Origin of the sequence: Glaciecola petra, from assembly GCF_031846345.1 — a bacterium.
Taxonomy (GTDB): domain Bacteria; phylum Pseudomonadota; class Gammaproteobacteria; order Enterobacterales; family Alteromonadaceae; genus Glaciecola; species Glaciecola petra.
In genome coordinates this window covers 718,245-743,049 of record NZ_JAVRHX010000001.1, presented here as the reverse complement: position 1 = coordinate 743,049, position 24,805 = coordinate 718,245, and the positions used below count along the sequence as shown (strand labels likewise).

24 protein-coding genes are annotated in these 24,805 nt (G+C 38.4%); 12 read left to right on the top strand and 12 right to left on the bottom strand.

The annotated features are described in order from the left end of the window. Positions 1 to 145 precede the first annotated feature (145 nt). The 4 genes from phhA to pspA all read right to left on the bottom strand — a co-directional run bounded on the left by phhA (position 146) and on the right by pspA (position 2,712). The gene (gene phhA / locus RM552_RS03300; RefSeq protein WP_311367364.1) at positions 146 to 937 is read right to left on the bottom strand and encodes a phenylalanine 4-monooxygenase; all 792 of its coding nucleotides are present in this window, start codon (positions 935 to 937) and stop codon (positions 146 to 148) included. Positions 938 to 1,205: 268 nt separating this feature from the next. After that, entirely contained in the window at positions 1,206 to 1,688 is a 483-nt protein-coding gene (gene pspC, locus RM552_RS03295) for an envelope stress response membrane protein PspC (protein WP_311367363.1), read from the bottom strand. Continuing rightward, on the bottom strand, positions 1,685 to 1,921 hold the full coding sequence (pspB, locus tag RM552_RS03290) for an envelope stress response membrane protein PspB (RefSeq protein ID WP_311367362.1): 237 nt from the start codon (positions 1,919 to 1,921) through the stop codon (positions 1,685 to 1,687). The genes pspC and pspB overlap by 4 nt, the downstream gene beginning before the upstream one ends. Before the next feature lie 83 nt (positions 1,922 to 2,004). After that, positions 2,005 to 2,712 (bottom strand): phage shock protein PspA, encoded by a 708-nt coding sequence (gene pspA, locus RM552_RS03285; protein ID WP_311367361.1) that lies wholly within the window; start codon positions 2,710 to 2,712, stop codon positions 2,005 to 2,007. 230 nt (positions 2,713 to 2,942) lie between these two features. Between pspA and pspF the strand changes: the two genes are divergently transcribed. The 9 genes from pspF to RM552_RS03240 all read left to right on the top strand — a co-directional run bounded on the left by pspF (position 2,943) and on the right by RM552_RS03240 (position 13,604). After that, positions 2,943 to 4,067 (top strand): phage shock protein operon transcriptional activator, encoded by a 1,125-nt coding sequence (gene pspF / locus RM552_RS03280; protein ID WP_311367360.1) that lies wholly within the window; start codon positions 2,943 to 2,945, stop codon positions 4,065 to 4,067. 22 nt (positions 4,068 to 4,089) lie between these two features. Continuing rightward, positions 4,090 to 5,745 (top strand): ABC transporter substrate-binding protein, encoded by a 1,656-nt coding sequence (locus RM552_RS03275; protein WP_311367359.1) that lies wholly within the window; start codon positions 4,090 to 4,092, stop codon positions 5,743 to 5,745. Beyond that, the gene (locus tag RM552_RS03270; RefSeq protein WP_311367358.1) at positions 5,742 to 6,773 is read left to right on the top strand and encodes an ABC transporter permease subunit; all 1,032 of its coding nucleotides are present in this window, start codon (positions 5,742 to 5,744) and stop codon (positions 6,771 to 6,773) included. The genes RM552_RS03275 and RM552_RS03270 overlap by 4 nt, the downstream gene beginning before the upstream one ends. Next, positions 6,760 to 7,653 carry an ABC transporter permease subunit gene (locus RM552_RS03265; protein WP_311367357.1) on the top strand — a complete coding sequence of 298 codons (894 nt, stop codon included), beginning with the start codon at positions 6,760 to 6,762 and terminating at the stop codon, positions 7,651 to 7,653. The genes RM552_RS03270 and RM552_RS03265 overlap by 14 nt, the downstream gene beginning before the upstream one ends. After that, positions 7,653 to 8,741 (top strand): oligopeptide/dipeptide ABC transporter ATP-binding protein, encoded by a 1,089-nt coding sequence (locus RM552_RS03260; protein ID WP_311367356.1) that lies wholly within the window; start codon positions 7,653 to 7,655, stop codon positions 8,739 to 8,741. The genes RM552_RS03265 and RM552_RS03260 overlap by 1 nt, the downstream gene beginning before the upstream one ends. After that, positions 8,738 to 9,529 carry an ATP-binding cassette domain-containing protein gene (locus tag RM552_RS03255; protein ID WP_311367355.1) on the top strand — a complete coding sequence of 264 codons (792 nt, stop codon included), beginning with the start codon at positions 8,738 to 8,740 and terminating at the stop codon, positions 9,527 to 9,529. Before RM552_RS03260 ends, RM552_RS03255 begins: the two co-directional genes overlap by 4 nt. 259 nt (positions 9,530 to 9,788) lie before the next feature. Next, entirely contained in the window at positions 9,789 to 10,922 is a 1,134-nt protein-coding gene (locus RM552_RS03250; RefSeq protein WP_311367354.1) for a DegT/DnrJ/EryC1/StrS family aminotransferase, read from the top strand. A 48-nt stretch (positions 10,923 to 10,970) separates the two neighbouring features. Continuing rightward, positions 10,971 to 12,896, top strand: a complete 1,926-nt coding sequence (locus tag RM552_RS03245; protein ID WP_311367353.1) for a hypothetical protein — start codon at positions 10,971 to 10,973, stop codon at positions 12,894 to 12,896. An 18-nt stretch (positions 12,897 to 12,914) separates the two neighbouring features. Then, positions 12,915 to 13,604: a WbqC family protein gene (locus RM552_RS03240; RefSeq protein ID WP_311367352.1), complete on the top strand. Its 690-nt coding sequence runs from the start codon at positions 12,915 to 12,917 to the stop codon at positions 13,602 to 13,604. Positions 13,605 to 13,610: 6 nt separating this feature from the next. Here the strand turns inward: RM552_RS03240 and RM552_RS03235 are convergent, their stop codons facing one another. Genes RM552_RS03235 through RM552_RS03225 form a run of 3 tightly spaced genes read right to left on the bottom strand, consistent with a single transcriptional unit; the run spans position 13,611 to position 15,921 of the window. Then, positions 13,611 to 14,294, bottom strand: a complete 684-nt coding sequence (locus RM552_RS03235; protein ID WP_311367351.1) for a class I SAM-dependent methyltransferase — start codon at positions 14,292 to 14,294, stop codon at positions 13,611 to 13,613. A gap of 17 nt (positions 14,295 to 14,311) precedes the next feature. Next, positions 14,312 to 15,250 (bottom strand): glycoside hydrolase family protein, encoded by a 939-nt coding sequence (locus RM552_RS03230; RefSeq protein WP_311367350.1) that lies wholly within the window; start codon positions 15,248 to 15,250, stop codon positions 14,312 to 14,314. Between the two features lie 11 nt (positions 15,251 to 15,261). Then, complete coding sequence (locus tag RM552_RS03225) at positions 15,262 to 15,921, bottom strand: acetyltransferase (protein WP_311367349.1); 660 nt, start codon at positions 15,919 to 15,921, stop codon at positions 15,262 to 15,264. 148 nt (positions 15,922 to 16,069) lie between these two features. Here RM552_RS03225 and RM552_RS03220 point away from each other — a divergent pair, with 148 nt between their 5' ends. Genes RM552_RS03220 through RM552_RS03210 form a run of 3 tightly spaced genes read left to right on the top strand, consistent with a single transcriptional unit; the run spans position 16,070 to position 18,547 of the window. Continuing rightward, positions 16,070 to 16,873 carry an FkbM family methyltransferase gene (locus tag RM552_RS03220; protein WP_311367348.1) on the top strand — a complete coding sequence of 268 codons (804 nt, stop codon included), beginning with the start codon at positions 16,070 to 16,072 and terminating at the stop codon, positions 16,871 to 16,873. A gap of 4 nt (positions 16,874 to 16,877) precedes the next feature. Continuing rightward, positions 16,878 to 17,672 (top strand): phytanoyl-CoA dioxygenase family protein, encoded by a 795-nt coding sequence (locus RM552_RS03215; RefSeq protein ID WP_311367347.1) that lies wholly within the window; start codon positions 16,878 to 16,880, stop codon positions 17,670 to 17,672. Between the two features lie 38 nt (positions 17,673 to 17,710). Beyond that, a complete protein-coding gene (locus RM552_RS03210) occupies positions 17,711 to 18,547 on the top strand; it encodes a phytanoyl-CoA dioxygenase family protein (protein WP_311367346.1) in 837 nt (278 codons plus the stop codon). Between the two features lie 81 nt (positions 18,548 to 18,628). On the opposite strand, the gene RM552_RS03205 is transcribed toward RM552_RS03210, so the two are convergent. From RM552_RS03205 to RM552_RS03185, 5 genes are all read right to left on the bottom strand, one after another. Then, positions 18,629 to 19,234 (bottom strand): DUF4402 domain-containing protein, encoded by a 606-nt coding sequence (locus tag RM552_RS03205; protein WP_311367345.1) that lies wholly within the window; start codon positions 19,232 to 19,234, stop codon positions 18,629 to 18,631. Between the two features lie 161 nt (positions 19,235 to 19,395). Beyond that, a complete protein-coding gene (locus RM552_RS03200; protein ID WP_311367344.1) occupies positions 19,396 to 20,196 on the bottom strand; it encodes a fimbrial biogenesis chaperone in 801 nt (266 codons plus the stop codon). Between the two features lie 12 nt (positions 20,197 to 20,208). Beyond that, positions 20,209 to 20,679, bottom strand: a complete 471-nt coding sequence (locus tag RM552_RS03195) for a hypothetical protein (RefSeq protein WP_311367343.1) — start codon at positions 20,677 to 20,679, stop codon at positions 20,209 to 20,211. After that, positions 20,669 to 21,649: an SPOR domain-containing protein gene (locus RM552_RS03190; RefSeq protein WP_311367342.1), complete on the bottom strand. Its 981-nt coding sequence runs from the start codon at positions 21,647 to 21,649 to the stop codon at positions 20,669 to 20,671. The genes RM552_RS03195 and RM552_RS03190 overlap by 11 nt, the downstream gene beginning before the upstream one ends. 203 nt (positions 21,650 to 21,852) lie before the next feature. After that, positions 21,853 to 24,738: a carboxypeptidase-like regulatory domain-containing protein gene (locus tag RM552_RS03185; protein WP_311367341.1), complete on the bottom strand. Its 2,886-nt coding sequence runs from the start codon at positions 24,736 to 24,738 to the stop codon at positions 21,853 to 21,855. Between the last annotated feature and the right edge of the window lie 67 nt (positions 24,739 to 24,805).

Below are 24,805 nucleotides of genomic sequence, written 5' to 3'. Positions count from 1 at the left end.
TGTGCACGGGTGTAAACATATCTGTTAATGTATGGCTTTATTTACGCAAGAGCGATTGGCTAGATCAAGGAAATGAGCAACATGAAAAAAGTTTAATGATTGCAGGACAACCTAGACCAAGGCCCGCAATCTAATTAGATGAGCGTTAGTTATCTTTAGCTTTAAATTGAGCTTCGAAAAGTCCAAGTTGTTTTGCCTGATTCACCAGCGCCATAAGGTCAGTATCGGCTAATGCATCTAAATCATCTGCGTTTTGCAAAACATAATAAATGGGTTGCATAATATCAATTCTATAAGGCGTTCTCATTGCATCAAGGGCATTAAAATCAGTTCGTTGCGCTTTTTCAGATTCTAAAGCATATTTGGTTTCGCCCGGAGAAGATAAAATCCCGCCTCCATAGATACGCAGTCCATCTGGTGTTTGCAAGAGACCAAACTCTACCGTAAACCAATACAAACGCGCTAAAAATACTCTCTCTTCTTTGCTAGCTGCTAATCCAAGTTTTCCGTACACATGGGTAAAATGTGCAAAAGCATGATTTGTTAGAAGCGGACAGTGCCCAAAGATTTCATGAAAAATATCGGGCTCTTGCAAATAGTCAAACTCCTCCTCACTCCTAATAAATGTTGCGACTGGAAACTGTTTATTAGCGAGCAGAGTAAAAAATTCGGTAAAATTAATTAACGCAGGCACTGCTGCTGTTCGCCAACCTGTTGTTGCCTGCAATACAGCATCGATATCTTTTAGTTGAGGTATTTTATCGCTCGGCATATTTAACAAATTAATGCCATGCATATATTGCTCACATGCACGCCCTTCTAGTAGCTTTATCTGCCTTTCGTATAAGCGACGCCAGCGTTCATTTTCGCTGTCACTCCATCGAATAAGGCCATCTACATCTATTTTTTTTGACACATATTTAGACAGTTTGGACATTTTTTACCTCTTAAAATGGCCGGCAATAGTAATCAAAAATACCTAATTTGATGAGGAATTGCTTGAACACCAGCTTGGTAGTACCAGTGATAATTGTAAGTATTATTTTACAAAACTAAGCAACTATACTATTTCTACAAAGGCATACCGATTTAAAACATCGGCATAAATAAACAGCTGAAGGTCAGTAAAATAAAACTGAGGCCATAAAAAAACCACCTTGTGCAAACATGGTGGCCTTTATTTTAGTCAAATACGAGTTTGCTACTTATAGCTTGTTGAATTCTCGATTTAATTGGAATTCAGATGATGTCACATACTTTTCCAAATTTCTTAATTTTGACTCTACCGCTGCATAGCGTTGCTTAATATCCATAAAGGCCTGTCTAGGTGGTTGTCCTGCCTGCCAAACTTTGGCTTTTATCTCGACTTTGTTTGCGCCTTCAGCATCGCTATTTCTAAATCCTTTCCCGGCGTATGCATTATTGCTTGTTTGATTGTCTGCCTGAAAAGTATAACCTTTGGAGCTATAGTTGGTTTCTTCGTAGTGTTTACCTTTCGGTTTTTCATCTAAGATAAACCATGCTGCAACATAAGCAACTAACATAAATGGTCCAGCGAGTAATAGAAATGCCGTAACAGTTAGTATTCTAACCAACCAAATTTCAATCCCAAAGTAATCACCTAATCCAGCACAAACACCCGCGATTTTGGCTTTGCTTTTGTCTCTATAAAGTTCACCATTTCTCATGCTCTACTCCTCCAATTAGGTGTTTCAGCATCGAGTATGCTCTCTAGTGTCTCTATTCTTTCTGCCATTTGCTCTGCTTTTTCAGCTAAGTTTTGCATAGAACGAATTTCAGTATCAGACAAACCTTGGCTAACTTGTTTTTTACTTCTGTAATGAAGAATCAGCCAAATCGGCGCAACAAACACCATAAAAACAACTAGCGTTATACCGGTAAATATAAAAAACTCTTCCATTGTTATTCTCCTACCGAATTCACTTGCTTGGCAACTTTTGGTATTAGCTACCAAGCAAATGCTTCTTTAATAATACTGTTGATCTAGGCTTTCTTAGATTTTTTAACTTCTGACACATTAGCTGCTTTGGGCTTATTGCCTTGCATCTTTTTCTTTAGCGCGGCTAGTTCGTCTTCAATTTTATTTTCTGACTCTAGGCTTGCAAACTCATCATTTAATGAACGGTTGCCAATGTCATAAGCTTCTACTTGAGACTCTAAATCATCAATTTTTCTCTCAAACTGTTCAAATCTACCCATTGCATCATCAACAGTACTGGAATCTAAGCGCTTTTTTACTTCTAAGCGACTACTTACTGTTTTCTGGCGCATCAAAATAGTCTTTTGACGATTTTTAGCATCTGCTAACTTGTCTTGTAATTGACCAGTTTCAGTTTGTAGCTTTGACAATTCGTCTTCTATAATTGCAAGCTCTGATGTCAATGTTTCTGCAGCTTCACTTGCTTTTTGTTTTTCCTGTAAAGCAGCTCTTGCTAGGTCTTCTCGACCTTTATTAATGGCTAATTCTGCTTTTGACTCCCAGTCAGCCGCTTCCTGAGTGTATTTATTTATTTGATGCACAACATCTTTCTTGTTTGCGATAGTCTTCGCAGATGCTGAGCGCACTTCAACGAGTGTATCTTCCATTTCTTGTATAATTAAGCGCACCATTTTTTCTGGATCTTCTGCTTTATCTAATAAAGCGTTGATGTTCGAATTAACGATGTCTGAAAAACGTGAAAAAATTCCCATGGTTTAGTACCCCTTCATTTAACTGCTATTATTAGCAAGATTTTGATAATTCACAAACGGATTTATCTACTGTGTTACTAGAACTGTATTCAAATAGCTTGCCAACTCGTTAAAACGCTTTAAGTTGTTGTTTTTAATTGTTTTATTTAATATTTTATTTTTATAGCCAAGCTACCTTGTTTTGAAGTAGACTATTATTTAGTGAAATTGACCACAATGTTGAGAACAACATGAGTTTGTTTAAACAAAACGATAACCTTATCGGCCAGGCAAATAGCTTTGTAGAAGTACTCGAACAAGTCTCTCAAGTTGCACCTTTGCATAAACCAGTATTGGTAATTGGTGAAAGAGGAACGGGTAAAGAGCTAATAGCAGCTCGCCTACACTTTTTATCAAAACGTTGGGAGCAAAACTACGTAAAGCTTAATTGCGCGGCACTTAACGATAATCTGTTAGAGTCAGAATTGTTTGGCTATGAAGCTGGCGCATTTACTGGCGCAAGTAAGCGACGAGAAGGTCGTTTTGAATATGCCAATAATGGCACACTTTTCCTTGACGAACTTGCTAATACTTCAGCACTCATCCAAGAGAAACTGCTGCGTGTTATCGAATATGGCGAATTTGAGCGTGTGGGTGGCACTCGAACCGTTAATGTTGATGTCAGATTAGTAGCCGCTACTAATGAAGATTTACCAACACTGGCAGACAGCGGCGAATTTAGAGCAGATTTACTCGACCGCTTGGCGTTTGACGTGATTACAATCCCCCCATTGCGCGAAAGAAGAAGCGACATCATGATGTTGGCCGAACATTTTGCAATTAATATGGCGCGAGAATTAGAATTAGAACTCTTTCCCGGCTTTAGTAAGTCTGCAACTGAACGTTTAATGGACTATAACTGGCCAGGTAATATAAGAGAGCTAAAAAATGTCGTGGAGCGCGCCGTATACAGGACGCCCCCTAACTTGCCTGTCCATGAAATTGTGATAGACCCGTTTGAGTCTAAATTCAGGCCTAGTAGACGCATAAAAACATCGAGCGTGCCCAACGCTATCGCGCCTTTAGAGCAAGAAAACATGCAGGCTAACTTAAGCCATAGTAACGCCGATGGCGAATCAAGCAATAGGGCTGAATTAAATGGCACAAATGACAGTTCGGTCAATGCAGATACGTTTGTATTTCCAATGGATTTAAAACAGGCTTCACAAGAGTTTGAAGTGAAAATGCTACAAGAAGCCTTGGCTGATTCACAATTTAATCAAAAAAAGACTGCGGAAAAGCTATCACTGACTTATCATCAATTGAGAGGGTATTTGAAAAAATACAATTTACTCGAGAACACAGAATCAACATAGTCCAAAATCTGGGATTAATACAATGATAAAACAGCCCATCAGCTCACTATCGAGTGAGTCAAAAACAAAAGCTGCGGGCTTGCTCTTTTGGGTGCTTTTTATTTTTTGTGTGGGGGCAGTCGGGTGCAGTAATGAACGTCCGAGTAAAGGCAACGCTATCACTTTTTGTTCTGAAAGTAATCCCGCTTTTTTCAATCCTCAACTTGACACATCAAGCACTACGGCCGACGCCTCTGCACATCAAATTTACGATCGCTTACTTGAATTCAATCCAGATAACGGGCGAATAGAACCGGGCCTTGCTAGTAGTTGGTTAGTTAGCCAAGATGGTCTGACTTATACGTTTCAATTACGACGAAAAGTAGCCTTTCACAGCACAGAATATTTTTTACCGACTCGCAGTTTCAACGCTGACGATGTGATCTTCAGTATTGATCGCTGGCGAGATCCAAAGCATCCCTATCATGAAGTCAATGGAGGTAACTATCCCTATTTCGAAAGCTTGAGGCTTGATCAAACCATAAAAAATGTAAGAAGAGTAAACGGTTATAGAGTCGAAATTACGTTATTTAAACGCGATAGTTCTTTTTTAGCAAATTTAGCCACTGACTTTGCTGTTATCATGTCGAAAGAGTATGCTGACCAGCTAACCAAGATTGGCTCACCAAGTCGTTTAGACACTCATCCTATTGGCACCGGTCCGTATAAATTTGTTGCTTATCGTCAAAATCAATATATTCGCTACTTGCGACATGCAGAATATTTCTTGCCGACTTCGGGTGCAGAACATCTCATATTTGATATTACTCCTCAATCGTCATTAAGAATGGCAAAACTTATCACTGGAGAGTGTGACGCCGTAGCTTTTCCCTCCCAAAGTGATTTAGAAGAAATTGAAAAACGTGAGTCTTTATCTCTGCTAGAAAAGCCAGGCCTAAACATTGGTTTTTGGGCTTTCAATACAAGTAAAGCTCCTTTTGATAACCCTAAAGTAAGACAAGCATTAGTTTTGGCCGTTGATAAAACATCAATACTCGATGCTATTTATCGTGGTCAGGCTACACGGGCAAAAAGTTTGGTGCCAAGTGCTTCGTGGGCTTATCAAAACGATGCTCGCGAATTAGGTTATAATCCGGTTAGAGCCCGCGAGCTACTAAATGAAGCAGGCGTGCCATTCAACTTCACTATGGACGTCTGGGCAATGCCTGTGGAAAGAGCATACAACCCCAATGCTATGAAAATGGCTAGGCTGCTGAAAAACTATTTAAACGAAGTCGGTATAACGCTCAATATCATTAGCTACGATTGGAATATATTTCGTGAGAATTTAAAACTTGGGGTACATGACAGTGTGCTTATTGGATGGAATGCCGACAATGGTGACCCAGATAATTTCTATCGTCCTTTACTAACATGCGATGCAATTCCATCAGGCACAAATAGAGCCATGTGGTGTAATGAAGAGTATGACAATATTATTCAACAGGCGCTGCTTATTGATGATTTTGAAGAACGTAAAGCCTTGTATCATCAAGCTAATCAATTATTATTTGAATATATGCCACTCATGCCCATCGCGCATGCATATCAATATCAGGCGGTACGCAGTGACATTGATAGCATGAAAATAAACCCTTTTGGGGGCATACGCTTTGATGATGTTGAGAGAAAACAGTGATAAAGCTACTTATTAGATACATCAACCTGATGGTCGCGACTATTTTAGTGCTGGTCTTATTATCTTTTTTGCTACCATTTTTCTTCCCCGGTGATTTATTAACCAATATATCGGGTATTACACCGCAGTCTGAACAACAACGGATTGCTTTAGAACAAGCGTTTAAACTAGACCAAAGTATCTTCCAGCAGTTTTTTCTGTATATCGAAAATTTACTCAGCGGGAACTGGGGGGTAAGCAGCGTAACTCAACTAAATTTGACAGACGAAATTATGCTTGCTCTTCCAGCTACTTTAGAGCTTGTTATGTATTCGCTTATTGTGGCAACATTCATTGGTATTCCAATAGGTTTTTTATCCGGCTTAAAACATCATAACCCTATCGATTTTTCGGTCGTCACATTTAGTATTGTGGGATATTCCTTCCCGGTTTTTTGGTTAGCGTTGATATTTATCATTACATTTTGCTTGCAACTGCAGTGGCTTCCAATTAGTGGGCGAATAGATTTGTTGTTTGAAGTACAACATCAAACTGGATTTATTCTTATAGATATTTTTTTATCAGATATTGGTGACACTAAAGCGGCTTATATTGATGCTATAAGACATGCGATCTTGCCCACAATAGCGGTTGCTACTATAACAACCGCTCTATTTATTCGCTTCTCAAGACGTTCTGTTATCGATGTTATGCAAAAAGACTATATTATTGCTGCAAAATCGAGGGGCTTTACCCAGAGCCAAATTTTCTTGAAGCACGGGTTCAAAAATGCCTTAATTCCTATATTGCCGTTATTAGCGCTTCAATTATCAACACTCATCACAAATGTCATGATTATAGAAACTATTTTCTCTTGGCCAGGCATTGGCAATTTATTAATACAAGCTATTTATCAGCAGGACTATCCTGCAATTCGAGTAGGTATGCTAGTTGTCGCTTTAATTGTATTGGTCCTAACTATTAGTCTAGAGTATGTGAGCCGAGCATTCGATAAAACAAAGGATGATAAAGAACGTGCAGCGTTTTAGCCTATATCAAGAGGAGTACCATCCCTCACCTTTAGAAAACGTTTGGATTGAATTCAAACGTAGCCACTTTGCGGTTTTTGGTTTGGTAATTTTATTGTTCTTTTTGGTTATCACATTATTTGCCCCTTTTCTTTCACCCTATGATCCTGATTTACAAAATACTAACGCTATTTTATTAGCCCCTGTATGGGAAGCAAATGGTACCGTAGCGCATATTTTTGGCACAGATAGTCTTGGTAGAGATGTTCTTTCACGGCTCCTACATGGGGCTCAAATCACATTTGGCAGTAGCTTACTCATTGTTTTAGTGGCCACTTTTGTGGGAGTCGGTTTTGGTGCTGTAGCAGGCGTCTTAAAAGGTGTAAGTTCAAGTATAGTCAATCATCTATTTGATTCGATAATGGCTATTCCAACCCTATTGATTGCTATCATTGTTGTTGCTATTACCGGTCCCGGATTGTTCAATACTATGTTTGCAATTACCATTGCACTGATACCGCAATTTATTCATCAAACAAGAAGTTATGTTAAAGCACAATTGGATAAAGAATATGTATTACTAGATAGGTTGGATGGCGCTAGTTCTGCTCGCATATTTTTCACTTCTATACTGCCTGGCATGTTCGAACTCATTGTTGTGCAAGCCACACTGTCATTAACCGTTGCTATTTTAGACGTTTCCGCCTTGGGTTTTCTAAAATTGGGCGCTCAAGAGCCTACTATCGAATTAGGTCAAATATTGACCCAAGGCTTGGAAGCTGCTTACGAAGAACCGTGGTTGGTTGCCTTACCTGGTTTTTTTATATTCTTAATGGTGTTATCGGTCAATATTGTTGGTGAAGGTCTTAGAAGCGCATTAAGAGATAGGTTTAAACACTAATGGCGTTACTTGATATTAAAAACCTTAGTTTGTATATGGATATAGGTGGCACGATTGTGCAAGCCTTAGAGAAAGTCAGCTTTACCCTTAACGAAGGTGAGATTAAGGCCCTCGTTGGTGAATCTGGATCAGGCAAAACTTTAGTTGTAAAAGCCATTATTGGGGCCTTACCGGGTTATTGGCAAGTCAAAGCAGACAGATTAAATTTTAAGGGGCAAGATTTAATTGACCTCAATTATGAACAACGCCGTCATATTATGCGTCGCGATATAGCCGTTGTTTTTCAAGAGCCAACCTCGTCCTTAGACCCGTCCGTTAAGCTTGGAAGCCAAATTGAAGAAAGTATTCCAGAAGAATTTGTCAATAAAGGCCGCTTTTGGGAACGCAAGAAGCATAGAAGAGAAATCGCAAACAGTTTGCTTCATAAGGTAGGCATTAAAGAGCATGAACGTTGGTTGAATTGCTATCCAAACGAAATTCCTCGGGATGTTAGCCAAAAAATAATGATTGCGATGGCATTGGCTTCAGAGCCAACCATACTTATTGCCGACGACAGCACTCGAGGAATGGAAAGCACAACTAAAACACAAATACTAAGATTATTGGTCAAATTAAATAAAACAAAAAATTTGTCTATTTTATTTGTTAGTCACGATTTACTCGCTATTACCAGCATAGCCAATAGTATGACTGTTTTATATTGCGGACAAACAGTAGAGTCAGGGAAAGTAAAATCTCTCCTTAAACGCCCTTTACACCCCTACACCAAAGCACTATTGGACAGCGCACCAAGTTTTCAAACTAGTTTACCGGTAAAATCACCATTAAAAACCCTAAAAGGAACAATACCAAGCTTTCAACATTTACCCACGGGTTGCCGACTTGGGCCAAGATGCCCTAACGCCGGAAAAGAGTGTGTACAAGCACCGATAATGCGTAACATTCAAGATCATCAATATAGCTGTCATTTTCCATTACATGTCGTCAATAAAAAAATCAGCAAAAAACAAGCGCAGACATCCACTGAACCATTGTCAAACGATAACGTGGATAATAATGCGGCATCTTCAGGCGAGAGAAACACATGACTTGTATCTTGCGAGTAAATGAAATGACCTACACACAGGTCGATAGCAGTGGCTTATTTGCACCAGAATCCATTTTCAAATTGGGCCCCATTACCTTCGATATGAATGAGGGTGAAACAATTGCTATTATTGGTAACAATGGCTCAGGGAAAACCCTCACAGGAAAGGCTTTAGCGGGGGCAATTACCCCGAGTTCCGGCTCTATCGAGTTTTTAGAAAATAATGCAGAAAACGAAGCAAATCGTCATAAACACCCTATTCGTATGATACTGCAACATAGTGTTGATTCGATGAATCCTGCTGTCTCTATTGGCAGCGTCTTCCAAAATACCTTAAAACTCAACACCAATTTATCCGAAGCACAACGCCAACAAAAGATTGAAGATACATTGGTGATGGTTGGCTTACTCAGAGAGCATTATTATTACTATCGCCATATGCTATCAGACGGCCAACAACAGCGTGTTGCGCTTGCAAGAGCCTTATTATTAGATCCCCGAATTATCGTCGCAGATGAGCCTTTTGCAGCTTTAGATCCCTCTGTTCGCTCACAAACAGTCAACTTAATTTTAGATTTACAAAAAAATTTAGGCTTAGGCTTTGTTTTTATTTCACATAATATTGGGATAGTGCGACATGTAAGCGACCGCGTTTTAGTTATGGACGACGGTAAAATTATTGAGCAAGGCAAAACCAGCGAAGTATTTGCTAATCCCAAGCAAGCTTTAACCCAAAAACTCGTGCAAGCACATTTCAACTTGGTTGAGCGACACTTTAGTTTGCTTTAAACCAACGGCAACCCCAAATGAGCTAAAGAGGATAAATATTGCCGGATCTTGCGGTTCTCCTCTTACCCAAAGATGCTACGCTTAGGTCTTGATACATGTCCCTAACACACTAGTTAATTGTCATTATAGACCTTATCTGCTTAATCTTGGAATTTGGCACGATATTCGCTTACACCTACCTTACACAATGACCAATGTAACGTTATTCGCTTGAATTCTGCGTTGCCTGTCAAAAATCCGTAATTAACGCACCAATAAAATGGGGGATGCCAATATCGCTATTCCACTTAATGAGCCATATTTACCCGCGTTTAAAAAATACGAGAAATACCTCGAAAAAATGTATGCCAATAAATGGCTAACTAATGGTGGGCCTTTGCTGCAAGAATTTGCTCTGCGCCTGCAAGATTATCTTGACGTGCCTTATGTAGTGCTAACAAGCAATGGGACGGCCGCTTTGCAACTGGCATACCGGCTATACAATCTACAAGGCAATGTAGTCACAACGCCGTTTAGTTTTATTGCTACCTGCAATAGTGCTGATTGGGTCGGGCTTAAGGTGAAATTTGCAGATATCGACCCAGACAACCTTAATATATCTCCTGCCGCCATCGAAAAGTCTATTGATGAAAACACCACAGCAATTGTACCCGTACACACTTATGGCAACCCCTGTGATGTTAAAAACATCAAAAAACTAGCAGACAAATATAAACTTAAAATTATTTATGATGCAGCGCACGCTTTTGGTATTAAGCGCCATAAAAGATCTATTCTTAATCAAGGTCATGCATCTGCTATTAGTTTTCATGCAACTAAGCTATTTCATTGCATTGAAGGCGGCGCGCTCATCGTGAATAATCGCGAAGATTATCAGCGCGCCCAAAATATGATTAATTTTGGAATTGATGCACAAAAAGGTGGAATCTCTTATACCGGATTTAATGGCAAAATGAGCGAAGCACACGCGGCAATGGGTTTAGCGATGCTTGACGATATCGATAAGGTCCTAGAAAAACGTCTAGAACATTATCACCTATACAAACAACTATTAGGTGATGCAGTAGCCTATCCCATTTGGGACAAATCAAGTACTCAAAATGCTGGGTATTTTCCAGTTTTATTTGAGGATAAAAAGCAGCGTGATTCAGTTTACGAAGCACTATCACGAAAGAATATTCAATCGAGAGCGTATTTCTCACCGTCGTTAAATTCATTAAACCACTTTACTAAAAACCAGAGCTTTGACTGCCCTGTTTCTGAAATCATGGTTGATCGAGTGCTTTGTTTACCATTGTTTTATGTTCTAAAACCAACAGGTATTAAACAAATATGTACGATTATTAAATCGACTCTTCAATCGCAATCTCTAAGACTGAAAGAAGCCATTTAATCAAAAAGAATATTTGGAAATAGAATTTACTAATTATGGAATATAGCTATGGAATATAGCCCACAACAATTGATGCAATATATTCAGCAAAGGCAATTCTCGCGAGCTGAAGAGGGCATCATTGCATTTATAGAAATGAATGCTAACAAACGCAACTTTATAAAACTTGCGTTGCCCGCCGGCGGTCATACTACTAGTCAAGTCGAATATGAACAACAATGCGTAAACTCAATAGGAGCTTATGCGAACATAATTGTGCAATTGTTTTGTCATCCTCAGTATCCACCGAGCTCAAAGATATTGGATACATTTTTGTTTAACAAAGAAACCTTAGAATTCATTTTTTCTTTAAGTGCTTGGAAGACTACCGATCCCATTATTGAAAAGCTATCCTTATTGCAAGAAACGAAGCTCAAAAAATCCCAATTATCCAAACGAAAATTGGTAAGATTAAATGTGCTGTTTTCGCTAATATGTTTAACCAGCAAACACAATCTTCCTTGGCCCAACTTATTTGACTTGGCGCCTCGCCTTGCCTGTTTGACCTACCTCGCTCTACTTAGTCAAACTATCAGTACGCTTGCGCCGGGTAAAGACGAAAAATTTAGCGATTTGTTGGCTCAAGCCAAAAACTTACCCGTCATTAAAATTGATGAATTTTTAGCTAATTTCGCCCTGAACGGCTATTTCTATAGCAGTTATACAACTGGTGAAAATAAATATGAAATTAAGAAGTGGTTATCTAAGCTTTTAAGGGCGAACATTAGCAATTTTTTGTCGAAAGAGATTTGTTTGCACATTGAATCATGCACAAATAAACCTATTCCTCAAAAACCAAAAATAGGTATTGTGCTTGAAGTGTTTCATACCCACCATGCCATGTATCGCTGTTTTAATTTATCGTTACGTGCGCTCGCAAAACAATATACGTGCATCGCATTTTTGGACAACGATAAAACGTATGAAATAGATGTTTCTGCTTTTGAAAGTGCGAAATATTTTGAACTCAGTGATTCAATAAACCAACGTGCACAATTGATATCAAAAGAAAAGTGTGACGTGCTTTTTTATCCCTCTGTAGGCTTAAAATCTTGGGGCTTTGTATTGGCATCAATGCGCTTAGCACCTCTTCAGTTTATGCAAGGTGGCCATCCGTCGAGCACTTATAGCGACGCGATGGATTACTTTATTATACCCGGAAACGCATTCGCAAAAGACGATGTCCAACAATACATTAATGAAAAAGTGATTATGGTAGATGACAAAAGTAGTTCGCAAAATTACGCGACACGTCATTCTCAGCTTAGCGACAAATTTGTTAGAGATAAAAGCGGTTTTCTTGAGGAAGACAAAGAAATTATTATTGGTGTAAATGGTGTGATAAGAAAGGTTTCTTGTGAAACTATTTCGCTTTGCAAGGAAATCAGTGAACGCGCATCTAAACCTATTAAGTTTATATTTTTCTCCATGCATCCAAGCGCGCACTTGGCTTATTTAGAGACAAAGGTAAATTTGTCGAGCATATTGCCTAATATAGAAATTATTAGTTATTCTGAATACCTTTCTTATTTAGAACAAATAAGCCGCTGTCACTTTTTATTACCAACCTTGCCTTTCGGCGGTGCCAATAGCAACGTGGACGCTATGGTGCTAAAAAAACCTAAGTTATATTTAAACCAACGTAAAGAGCTGTATACCCGTACCGACGCCATAGAATGGCAAAGTATAGGACTAGCAGATTTGATGAGATGTGACACGAAAGAAGAAATGATTGATAAAGCTCTGGGACTCATCGAAAGTAAGGAAACACGCATTAATTATTTCAAGGCTATGAGTGAAAAATGCCAGCTAGAGAACATCTTTGGAAATAATGACTCAAATGATACAACCTATATCAATAGACATGTAGAGTTGTTGTTAGATGATTACCAAGCAAACTTGAGACTGCCAATGCCAACTCAAGAAGCTTGTTAGAGTATTTTGGGGCAAGCTATGAAAACGGTCATTATGCAGCCATACTTCTTTCCATATTTGGGTTACTTTCAACTAATGCATGCAGCTGATACTTTCGTGTTTTTAGACGATGTGAATTTTATAAAAAAAGGATTCATTAATAGAAACTCAATCTTACTTAATGGACGAGCGCATCAATTAAGCTTACCCGTCAACAAGATTAGTCAAAATAAACTGATAAATGAGCATACAATTCGCAACGATGATACCAGCATCTTGACTACGTTTAAGCATGCCTATGCTAGAGCACCCTACTATGAAAATGTAGCGCCACTATTGGCAAATTTGATTTCTTATAAAGAGGTAAACTTAAGCTATTATCTTGCACATCAACTGCAAAGCATTTGCGAATATTTAGGTATCAAATGTCGATTTTTGTTTTCTAGTAGACTGGATAAAGACCCTAGTGTTAAGGGCCAAGATAAAATTATCGCACTCTGTAAGAACTTACAAACAAGTCATTATATAAACGCAAATGGCGGGAAACACTTATACGAACCGCAAGCTTTTGCACAAGCAAATATTCAACTAAACTTCATCAATCCATTAATGCCGAAATATCAACAGTATGGCAATACATTTGTTAATAACTTATCCATAATTGATGCAATGATGTTTAACTCTAAAGAAGAACTGAGTGATTTAGCAGGTCAATACCTAATTGAGTGAATACACTTAGGGAAATTGGTAAATCGCGTAGCTAGCATTAGGATGCCAGCCTTTTTTTTCGGTTATAAGCTTAAAATCATGCTCTGTAAATGTCTTTTTGTGTACAGGGTTATTGTAAATAACATAACACGGCTTGTTGTTAATGTTCTTTATAAACTGTTGCAAAATTTTGTTGTCAAAAGGATTATATAAATAATATACATTGATGTTTCTATCAAAAGAAAAATCCATTGTAGTGGCATCTTCGTTAAACAAACGCGTGTTTACAGCACGTAGTTTTTTAATATTACGGGTACAAATATTGAGTAAAGATTGACTGTAATCTAATCCGATAATTGGAATATCTGGATGTTTTTTTAACAGTTTGTTCCATACACACAACACTTTTCCTTTACCGCATCCTATATCAATAAGTGCAATATCAGTTACAGCAAGCTGCGCATTATCGAGCAAGTAAGACAAACTATCTCTTATCACGCTAGTCCAACTACTCATATAGAGAACCCCGTGCTCAAAATTATCGGGCCTCTCAATAAAATCCTCTTTTTGAATCCATGAGTGGGTGTCAGTTCCGTTCATAAGATCAAATAAATGATTGTTCTTAAAATACGCTACTGGCAGTCGGATTCCTGCTGCCTTATGCATTGCGCGGTAGTCTTTCAGGCCAAATCGTTTAGGTTTTGATATCACTTGTTTTTACCTAGCATTTATAGATTTGCCGTAGCATAACCAAAACCTGATTGACCAAAACCATTACCGTTATAAAACATAAATAACTTTCCCTTGTATTTTATAACATTTGGGTACGCTAACATGTTTGTATCCCAAGCATCTTTTGAGGTATGTAATACGCGATTGTTTGCGTCTCGAACCCAGTTTAAGCCGTCACTAGATTCTGCATATTCAATTCTGTATGCTTGTTTTGAATTGTTGCGATAATCTGACTTTCCGCGAACTGAATACCACATACTCATTTTATTTCCGTTATTCAAAACTGAAGCACTCGCCAAACCACCTTCCTCGCTTTGCAGGTCTAATGCAATTTCACTGTTGAGCTCCCAATCTATTGCATTTTTCGAACGTGCAATTTTGATATTGTATAAAGGTTCAAAGTACTCGTTTTGTTTCTCCCAACCTACGCAACTTAAATAATAGGCTACAAAATTTTCGTCACGTTTTATGACGCAACACGTTCCTGTAAAAAAAGGCTCTTTGGCGCTTTGCCCAATGATTGGTCCCGCAAATACACGTTGGTATGTTCGCCCATTATCATGACTGACTGCCAAGCCAATAGCATTTTGGAATGGTACGCTCCCGCGCCTCATCCAACCGATATAGTATAAATATTTTTTTTCGCCAAGGCTTAAAATAGAAGTTGGCATTATGCCAGAATCGTCAAAACAACCTGGCTGACCCAGCTCTAAAATAGGCTTATTGTGAATATAAAGTATATTTTCCGGCCGCCCTGCTTCGACTTCGATAAAAGACGTATGACTTCTTCCTCGGTCGTCTCTACTTGCATAATAAATACGCCACATTTTGTCGTCTACAGTGTCAACAATAGGCACTTGTGCATGCGTTTGCGCCCAAGATTGAATGGCCTTGGTCTTAAAGACCAAGCCCTTTTTTTCCCATTTCAGTCGCATGGAATAACGCTTCAAAATTTAATGTCTTTACTAGACTTCCTGCTTTTTTGTGCAGGTGCGCCAGTATAAAGTCCCCAAGCTTCTGTATCTTTAGTCAACATTCCACCCATCGCTAATAGTGTTCCCTCTGCCAAAGTAATACCATCTCTAAGCGTTGCATTGACTCCAAGAAATGAGTATTCCCCAATATCACAATGACCAGACATAACCACATGGGAAGTAAACGACACATGATCACGAATGCGACCATGATGGCCGATATGATTTCCGCTCCATAGACTAACGTTATCACCGATATCTGTGAATGGCTGTAATGTATTGTCTTCTAGAATAAAACAGTTCTCACCAATCTTGTTGTTTGAGATAAAAGCTTTTGAACTCACATAACTGATCAAAGAGTAACCTTTGTCTTTTATAGCATAGAAAATTCGAGCTCTATCTTGATTCATATTACTAGGAGACATGGGAGCAAAAAATTGACACTCATTTGAGGGGTAAATATTTTCCACAGATTCAAATGAAACAACTGGTAAACCGCAAAACTCCTTGCTCTCTGGCAAATATTCTCCATCGACACAAAATGCGACCACATCATGTTCGCTGTCGTTGCATAAGTAATAATGCGCCAATTCTGCAAAGTCTGAAACACCAAAAATTACTATTTTAGACATAAATTTAACCTTGTTATGACCGCTCTTTAGACATCATGGCAAGAAGCAAAGCATAATTCATACCAATAAATGTAAGGCGTGTTTTTTATAGTTGATGGCACAATTTATGCTTATTATGAGAAGTATTAAAATTAATGGGTTATAAAATTTGTCATATCAATATACACCACTTGAATCTCTCGTCTCCGACGAAGAAATTAAACTTTCAGAACTGGTCCAAAGCACATATATGAATCAAACAGAAGTGCAGATAAGAGGGAGTTCGTTACGATTTAACACCGTTTCAAAACGAACCCTATGGCAAGCGGTTGGTATTGATAAAATTGAACCTGAATTACTCAATTTTATTGACAAACTCCCAATCGAATCAGTTTTTTTTGATATTGGCGCAAGTAATGGTATTTTTTCTGTTTACGCGGCAAGCCAAGATCTAAACGTGTATTCATTTGAACCAGAAGCGGCAAACTTTTCACTCTTAGCAAAAAATTGCTTTTTAAATAACAAAAATAAACATCCAATCAAAGCATTTAATCTTGCAATTTCTAATAGCAATAAAATTGATAATATGTATGTTGAACACTACGAAGCGGGTGCACACAATAAGATTTTAGGTGCCCCAAAAAATGTGGGAGCGAAGCATGCTTTTAAGCCTGAACATCAGCAAGCTTGTATTTGTAATAAGCTTGATGACTTAATTAGCTTATATAACTTACCTGTTCCATATGCTATTAAAATAGACGTAGATGGTGCAGAAATGAGAGTGATAGAGGGGTCAAAATACACCTTACAAAATGAGCTTTTAAATGAAATTTTTATAGAAATTAACGAAAGCGATGCTAACGATACAAAAGCCATCGAAATACTCAACACTTATGGCTTTGAAGTACAACGAAAAACTCAAGTTCAACACTATGAGGGGCTTTTTAACTATGAGTTAAAAAGAGCTATTTGAAACAATGAACATCAAATCTAAACTTGAGAAAAATGGTTATGTCATTGTTAAAGGTGTGCTTCCCATGACAACTATTGCAAAAGCTAAAAACGCAATAAAAGCATGTGTTGATCAACAACTTGACCTATTTGATGCGCCTAAACCTAAAAATATTCATGACTCATTGCAATGCTTATTTGCATCTAACCCTTCTCGCTATAAAGACACAATTTCAAGTTTATGGCGTTTGTGCGATATATATAACGTATTGCAACATAAAAAAATCCAGAAAATATTAATAAACGAGCTTAAGTTTCCTTTTATTTCTATCGCTGGCGGTCAAGTCGTTCACATTCAGTCAAAAAAATTACAAATTCCTGGTGGATATTTTGGATTACCGGCTCATCAAGACTTCCCTTCGGTGAACGGTAGCCTAGATGGAGTGATAATTTGGACACCATTAATAGAAAACAAAGGTAACCAATTTCCCTTACAAATTATACCTAAAAGCCATCTTAACGGCGTTTTACCCACACAGACAGACTCAGATATTCCTTGGCAAATAGCCACAAATCAATACAGCGAAGGAGATTTCATCTCGGTTTCGTGCGAACTGACTGACATTGTAATAATGTCTACTTTTACGGTTCATAGGAGCGGCATTGAAGGAAAAAGTGGGCTTAAATTAAGTTGCAGCACCCGATTTGACAATGTATCCGAAAGGTCTTTTATAGATAATGGTTATCCTTCGGCATATATCCGCTCAGTTGATCGTGAGCTATACAAAACTAACCCATACTTATCTGCTTTTCAATCTTAAGCATGACCTTAATTTACATTTTATATTAAGTGAAAAATATGAAAACAAGAGCAATAGATGATTCGGAAATAGAAACATCACTCTGTAGTTTACAGCACGATGGTTTTTGTGTTTTAAAACAATATATTGACCCTAGCGTTGCCTTGGTGTTAGCAAAGCGTTCGCGAAAAATTAGTGATCAATTGATAGCTAATGGCAGAAAAACTAAAGCACCGATTGGCATGCAAAGGATGATTAGTGAGGACCGATTAGTCAATAATATCATCAATTATGATGACGACTTTTTAACGCTTGCGAGCGCTGGCGATCATTTAAAAATACTGATTCCAATTCTGAACGACCCCTATTATGGGTTATTGCCAGAAAAGCATCCAAATTATATTTTAGGGCAAGCAAATGTGAGAGAAGGCACATCTGCACTCCCATTCCATGTAGACACACGCATACTGACAAAAGGATTAGAGTGCTGGTCGATGCAAGGGGTGTTAGCACTTAGTGCAAAAACAAAACAAACGGGAGGCCTCAGAGTAAGGCCAGGTTCACACGTTTTAGGTCAATACCCAGATAGTAAAAAAGTTTATGATGATTCAATTAGTGTCGATTTAAAGCCCGGAGATTTTGTTCTTTTTGACAGTCAATTGCATCATGCAACTTTTGCCAGTGAAGTAAATTTTCCCGGTTGGTCATTCAACCTCACTTACAGAGCATGGTGGGTTAAACAACAATTCGACTTTTGTAAAATGCTAGGTGCAAAAAAACTAAAATCACTTACCCCTCAACAGCAGTTTTTATTGGGTGCATGTACTATTCCTTCAAGCGATCCTCTTTCATCACCCTCAATGAGAGGCGGATATGAGTTATTGGAAACGGTTTAACTAATTTTAAAACACAAAAAAGCCAGCAATGCTGGCTTTTTTAATGACGTCGTTTCAACGCATTTAAACGTTTAAATGCGATTAGTAGCTAACTTCTACAACATAGTTGCCTGTATAAGCACCATCGATATAAGGACTTGTTGAAGCATCACTGTCAGTAGCTAGTTCACCACCTACATAGAACCCAACATCACCATTTACGTCGGTTAACAAATCACCAGCGCTTGAATAAGCAGTACCATCATTACCGCCACCAATAATCTCAGCTTCCCAACCGCCAAGTAAAAGTTCAAAGTCTGGCGTTCCTGGAGGAGCAGATGCATTTGACAATGAAACATCTGCCGCTTCGAATGTGATTTCCAAAGCAGAGAATGGTGCGGTGCCTGAAACTGAATACTCACCACGAACACCCTGTGATATAACAGTTATTGCAGCGTTGTTATCAGAGTCGCTTGTTGATGGAGTACCATCTGCGGCAACTGTAATAGACGCTACGTTTGCACCATCGTCTTGAGCTGCTGCTCTAATAGTACCGAATGACAGTGGCGTTACTTCCGTTAAAACGAAGGCATTTTGCACTGTTACAGTAGCTTGTGATGTTACAGTTTCTTGTGCTTGTGAAGCTGCTGACACCGTTAGCAAAGATGCTGAAGTTACAGCTAATAAAATTTTGTTGCGTTTGAACATTGTTCTAACTCCATAATATTACTAATTAATGACACAGCAACGCAAGAACCCTCGCGACAACTCTGCCTTTCAGAAAATACAATTATTTTCTTTCATTGCGGCTTTTTGCCTACAATCTGGGTATCGGCACATCCCAAAGTCACTTTAGTAAAATTATCAAATTATTGTCTTAAAACAAATTCTTGAGGTGTTACTGACATGTATTCACCAGCACCAACAGCACGAATAACAAGGTCTCCAGAGATATTTTGATCATAACCTGTCAAAGTAATACCTCTAGAATTTTTATTTATTTCACTGAAAAAATTAACCGCATTTAGCCTTCCAATAGGTTCTGGACCTGCTCCTTTTTGATAAACTTCAAAGTTTGCTAAGAAGCTCATATCACCTTTTCTCTCAACATCCACATCAAGTACCACTTTTTCTGAGTCCGGTCGTTTTCGCAACGAAGCACCTGTAATTTTTATCTCTGCATTATTTTCTGATGTGCGTAACATCACAGGAACAGTGTAGTTCATAAATAAGTTCAGTTGCATACTAATACCTTCAGTTGGTGCCTCTTCTACGGTGGCCTCTGGCGGTATTACCATAAATTTTAGGTGAGAGCGGTATTCTGCCTTGCTGTTACTCGAGCTCCTTCTAGCTAATAACTTAATGAGTTGCCTTTCACCTGGCTTCAGTCTAACTTGTCGAGGCGAAAATCGAATCATATCTGCTGCAGAGTGCTCAAAAGCTTGCCCAGTACTTTCAACATCTTGATAGCCGCCGTTAGGTAAAGCAAATTTATCGACCCACTCTAAACGGTAGGTTAGTTCTTGTGTAGAAGTATTGATCAATACAATTTCTTCCGTTCGCTCGTTTTCTTCAAACACAACACGAGTAGGCGAAATTAATAACTTACTATGTGTATGAAAACTAATAATACTAATCAGAAATAAAACAAATACTGATTTAAATGACATAAAAACCTCTTATTAAAAATTTAGGGTAAATCTAACTCTTGACGTAAATGTAGTGTCTGTGAAGGCTTCTGAGCCGCTACCGCTAGTTCTGATAGAGCCGCCAAACCTTAGTTCGGCAATACCTGTTCCAGGCACGACTAATGAACTGGGTACATCTATTGCGTATAACTCAAAATGCTCAAGCGATATTAAAGGAGAACTTGTTCCAGATTGTGTAATACTCGCGCTTACTATAAAGGTAGTACCCGGGGCATAATCGGTAATTTCTATTAGACCAGCCTCGCCAATTGCAATCGGCCGAATTCCTGACGAGAAAGTGAACGCACCAAATCTATCCATTTCTATACTTTGTACAGAACTATTATCCAGCACCACTATCGTGCCAAAATCAATTGTTCTAACAAGTGTGCTGTCAGCGATTACGCTTTTGCTAATTATCGCTGCCAATAAACAGGAACAATATGTTAAATATTTAAATTGCATTGCCAACATACTCACTAACACCACAATAATGACCCCGTTTTGCAATTAGCGAACACACAGCTCGAGCGTCTTTATCTGAATCATATGGACCCACCCGTACGCTATAAAACGTTTTGTTATTAACATATACTTTTTGTATGCGTGCACTTCTATCGCAAGTAATATCGGCTATCTTGTTGTTAAGGTCTTTCCATCCATTATTTGCTTTAGCCGCAGAGCTATAACTAACTAAGTGCAATGCAAACCTTCCAGAGATAGTTTTGCAGTTGTCATTATTAATATTACTCGAAAAACTTGACCTACCTTGTATTGAGGCTGGTTGTGCTTGCGGACTTGCGCCTAAAGAAGCGAACTTTGCATCAATTGTCTCATTGGTTTGCACTGAGGTTTGAGCAATAGATTTAAATTTGTTGTCAGCTACGCCAACTTCTACCGAGCTAGTATCAATTTTTGAGCTAGTATAACTAGGCACAACTGCAGTCTTTTGATTCGTTTTAAATACTTGACCTATTTCGGAACTATCCCCTTGCTGCACATCCATTTGTGTTTGATTAGTGCTTATTAAGTTATCCATAGGTTGACTAATTAGGTCAGCGCTTTTTGTATTTGAAAAACTTGCACTATTTATTGGGCTATTTAGTGCATTCAATTGTTCAAACATATAAGAAAATTCAGATTCATACTTTGCAAGCCTAGCTATTTCAGCTTCTAATTTGTTTATGTCTTCAATTTTTTGATTAAGCTTTTCGATAGTTCTTGATTGCTCGACATAAAGCTGAGAATTGCGTGTTTTATCCGGAGCGGCAGTTTCAGAGTTACCAAATGAAAAACACCCAGCTAGAGAAACAAAACAAACCGACATAATGCAGAGCCGAATAGGTTTAAGTAAAAAGCCATTATTGGAAGAACTATTATGGAAATAACGGCTTAATAAAGAATGATGATTATTTAGTACAATATTTTTTTTCATAAATCCGCCATTTGATTGACATGATGTAGCTATTGATTACATTTCAGGTATTTGTATTCAAGTTTGGTGCCAAAATAGTGTATTAAATGTGGGTTCGCTCAAAAAGACTTTGCTTTGCTTATAAAAGGAGGGAATATGAATGAATGCCTGAGCCGCACTTAGCTATTTAACTAATAATCTTGCTTAATAAAACTACTCGCTTTCTATTGAAGAAATGACTTTGTTAAAACTAAGCATTCCAAATCTAATGCAATGTTTTCGCACCATTGTTCTGCATTATTAGCCACCGTGAAATATCCTGACACCACTGAATACTGATTTTCTGTCAAATCATCGACGATGTGCAGATTTAAGCTTGGATTCTTTTGTTTTATGGATTTTGCAAATAACATCGCCAGTGCTTTTCTTGGAAAAGCGCCATGACTAACAAAATAACCATTATACTCCGACATTTGCTGTGCAAGTAATATTTGATCAGCAAGATACTCTTCGCCCACTTTAATATTAATTTCGACAGGCTCAAGTGGCTTTAGTTTGTAACGACGATTCGTACTGTCAGAAAAAGACATTTTATACCTACCCGGAAGCACCCCTTCAAAATAAAAGAAACCATCAAAAGAGGACAAAGCAGTGTACACGTTGCCACTTTGTATATTTTCTAATTTGACAGAAGCTCCTTTTAAGTCAATTGTCGACCCATCTTCTTTTACCGCTCTAGCAAAGCCATCAACTTCCGTGACTTGTACGAACGGGAAATCGATGGTTTGAGATAAACCATAGCGCGGCGTTATGGAAATACCTTGAAGCCATGGCTGGATAAATGGGTCACCAATAGACCTACTGTCAAAGGTAATATCTGTTTGTACTTGGTCTGCTAAACCTTGCAACATTGCCACACCAATGCCATTGGTTTCGCCTCGGCTTCCCCCTTGGTTTGCAACAAATTTGATGTTTTCAAGCAAAGGCTCTCCCTCATCATATTCGAAATTAGCATTTACATCTTCAAAGGCTCGAACAAATATGACACCACGCGTCACCATTGAGCGATTGGAGGCATACACTAAATCATCACCATCTTCATAGCCCAGGCTCATTCTAGCAGTAAGGCCAACATTCCAGTTTGCCGATTCATCATAGAAAGAGTTCAAGCCCAAATATAGATAATCGTGCTTGTATTCCACGCCAAATTGATACCTATCACGGTCGCTATCGAGCGTTTTGGTATAACGAAAGTTGCTAGAGTAGTTTTCATTAATGCGCCAGTCTGCCTCGGCCAAGACTGAATCAATACCAAAACCATCAATATCTGAGTAATTACTTGCTAAACGGAAAAATGCAGGACCCACACTAAAATCGAGACCAATGTTACCATCAATAAATTGAGAGGACTCGGTTGCTGTTTCACGTTGATTAAAGCCAATACTATGATTTAGTCGTGCGCCACCTATTCTTGTGCCAATTTGATTGGATATCCGCGCAAATGTATCTTCGTCTTGTTTTTGATATTCAATTTCATTTAGGTAATTGATTCGGCCGTTTTCACCCAATTTGCCGTCATTGATAAAACGGAATAAATTGATTGCTGAAGCATCTTCGGAGTCTTTCCTATAGTTGTAACTCAATCTTAAGTTCTGACCAAACAAACGACTTCGCAGTGATGAGTTGACAAATACTGCTCCATTGTCTCCGACTGCCGTTTCTAAGCTACCTAATAGTGCATCTGAAAATTTAGTGTCTACCCCAGCTGAAAGTAAATTAATATTATTGTCGGTATTGAGTATAGAAGTATGCCCTAAAGATAAACGCAGGCTATCAGATAAACCATAACCGTATTTACCGTTAATACTTATACCGCCATCACTTTCGTCTGAGTTTCCAGTTTCTTGTCCCAGTAAAGACGTTCCAATCTGTGATATCGAAAACTCATATCCAAGACGCTTCTGATTAAGCAATGCTCTGTCTACCACTTTCTCTACCACTTCGCTATAACGTTGCCCTTGTGGGCCAAAAAATCGTAACTCTAAACTGTTGTCGCCGGTGACTAAAGGAATGTCATTAAACTCATAGCGACCAGATTGTACATTAACTTGTCTATCAATTAATATCCCATTACGGTATAGTTCAACATCCCAATCAGCTTGAATTTCACCGGCTAAGGTAGTTACATCAAAATCGTTGTTTCGACCCAATCTTTTGTTAGAAATGTAAATTCCTCGACCTTGGTTAGCAGTGCGTTGCCCAGGAATTCTGGTAGGTGTGACATCGCCTACAACAATTTGACTAGCTCTCAATGGACCAAGTAAATCAGCTTTTAAAGATTCGCGTGAAAAACTAACTCTAGAGTTCACTAAAAGGTCGTCATTAAATCCAGACAAGAAAAATCGCATGTTAGTCAACCCGACATCCCGGCCGCCCAGAATTGAGTAGCGTTGAGAGTTGTCATTTTCTGAGAAGTTAGCATCTAAAACGATATCTAAGGACTGCGGAGATAGTATTCTATAGCCTGAGCGTAACTCTGGGTAAATGACGTCTGAAGAGCTTTTTCGGAAAAACCCTGTATTGCTTCGACGCGCAAGTCTTTGTTGTATTGGCAAAGTGATACCAGGTTTAAGACTTACATTGAGATTCTCTAGATCTACCTCTGGGTTTAACTGAAAGCTTTCGTTTAAAAATTGAATGGACACATAGTATATGCCATTGTCTACAAAGATATCTTTAGATGAAAATTGCTTTTCAAGCGAATCTTTTAAGGATAAACGAGCGCCATCATCAGTTCCGGGTAAAGTGAGTTCAAATATATTATCTTCGCTGGCAAACCAACCTTTAAGTTGGTTTCCTTCGCGGTTAATGGGAAACTCTAAGATAGATGTTAATTCTTCTAAATCAAAATATAGTTGATTGTCTCGGTACAGAGCTATTGCATCACCCAACTTATATTTACTCAGGCGAATACTAACAATTAATTCGGAATTCTGTTCATATCGAGAAGCATTTTCAATATTTTGTGCAAACACATGAGACGAATTACACAGAAGCATCGTCACAATACACGCTAAAGAAAAATTCTTGAACTGAACTATAAAACGCATTAACCGTTCTCAAAATTTGAAAGATTAATGCTGTAGAAGCAAGTATTAGACCAATATTAAATTAACG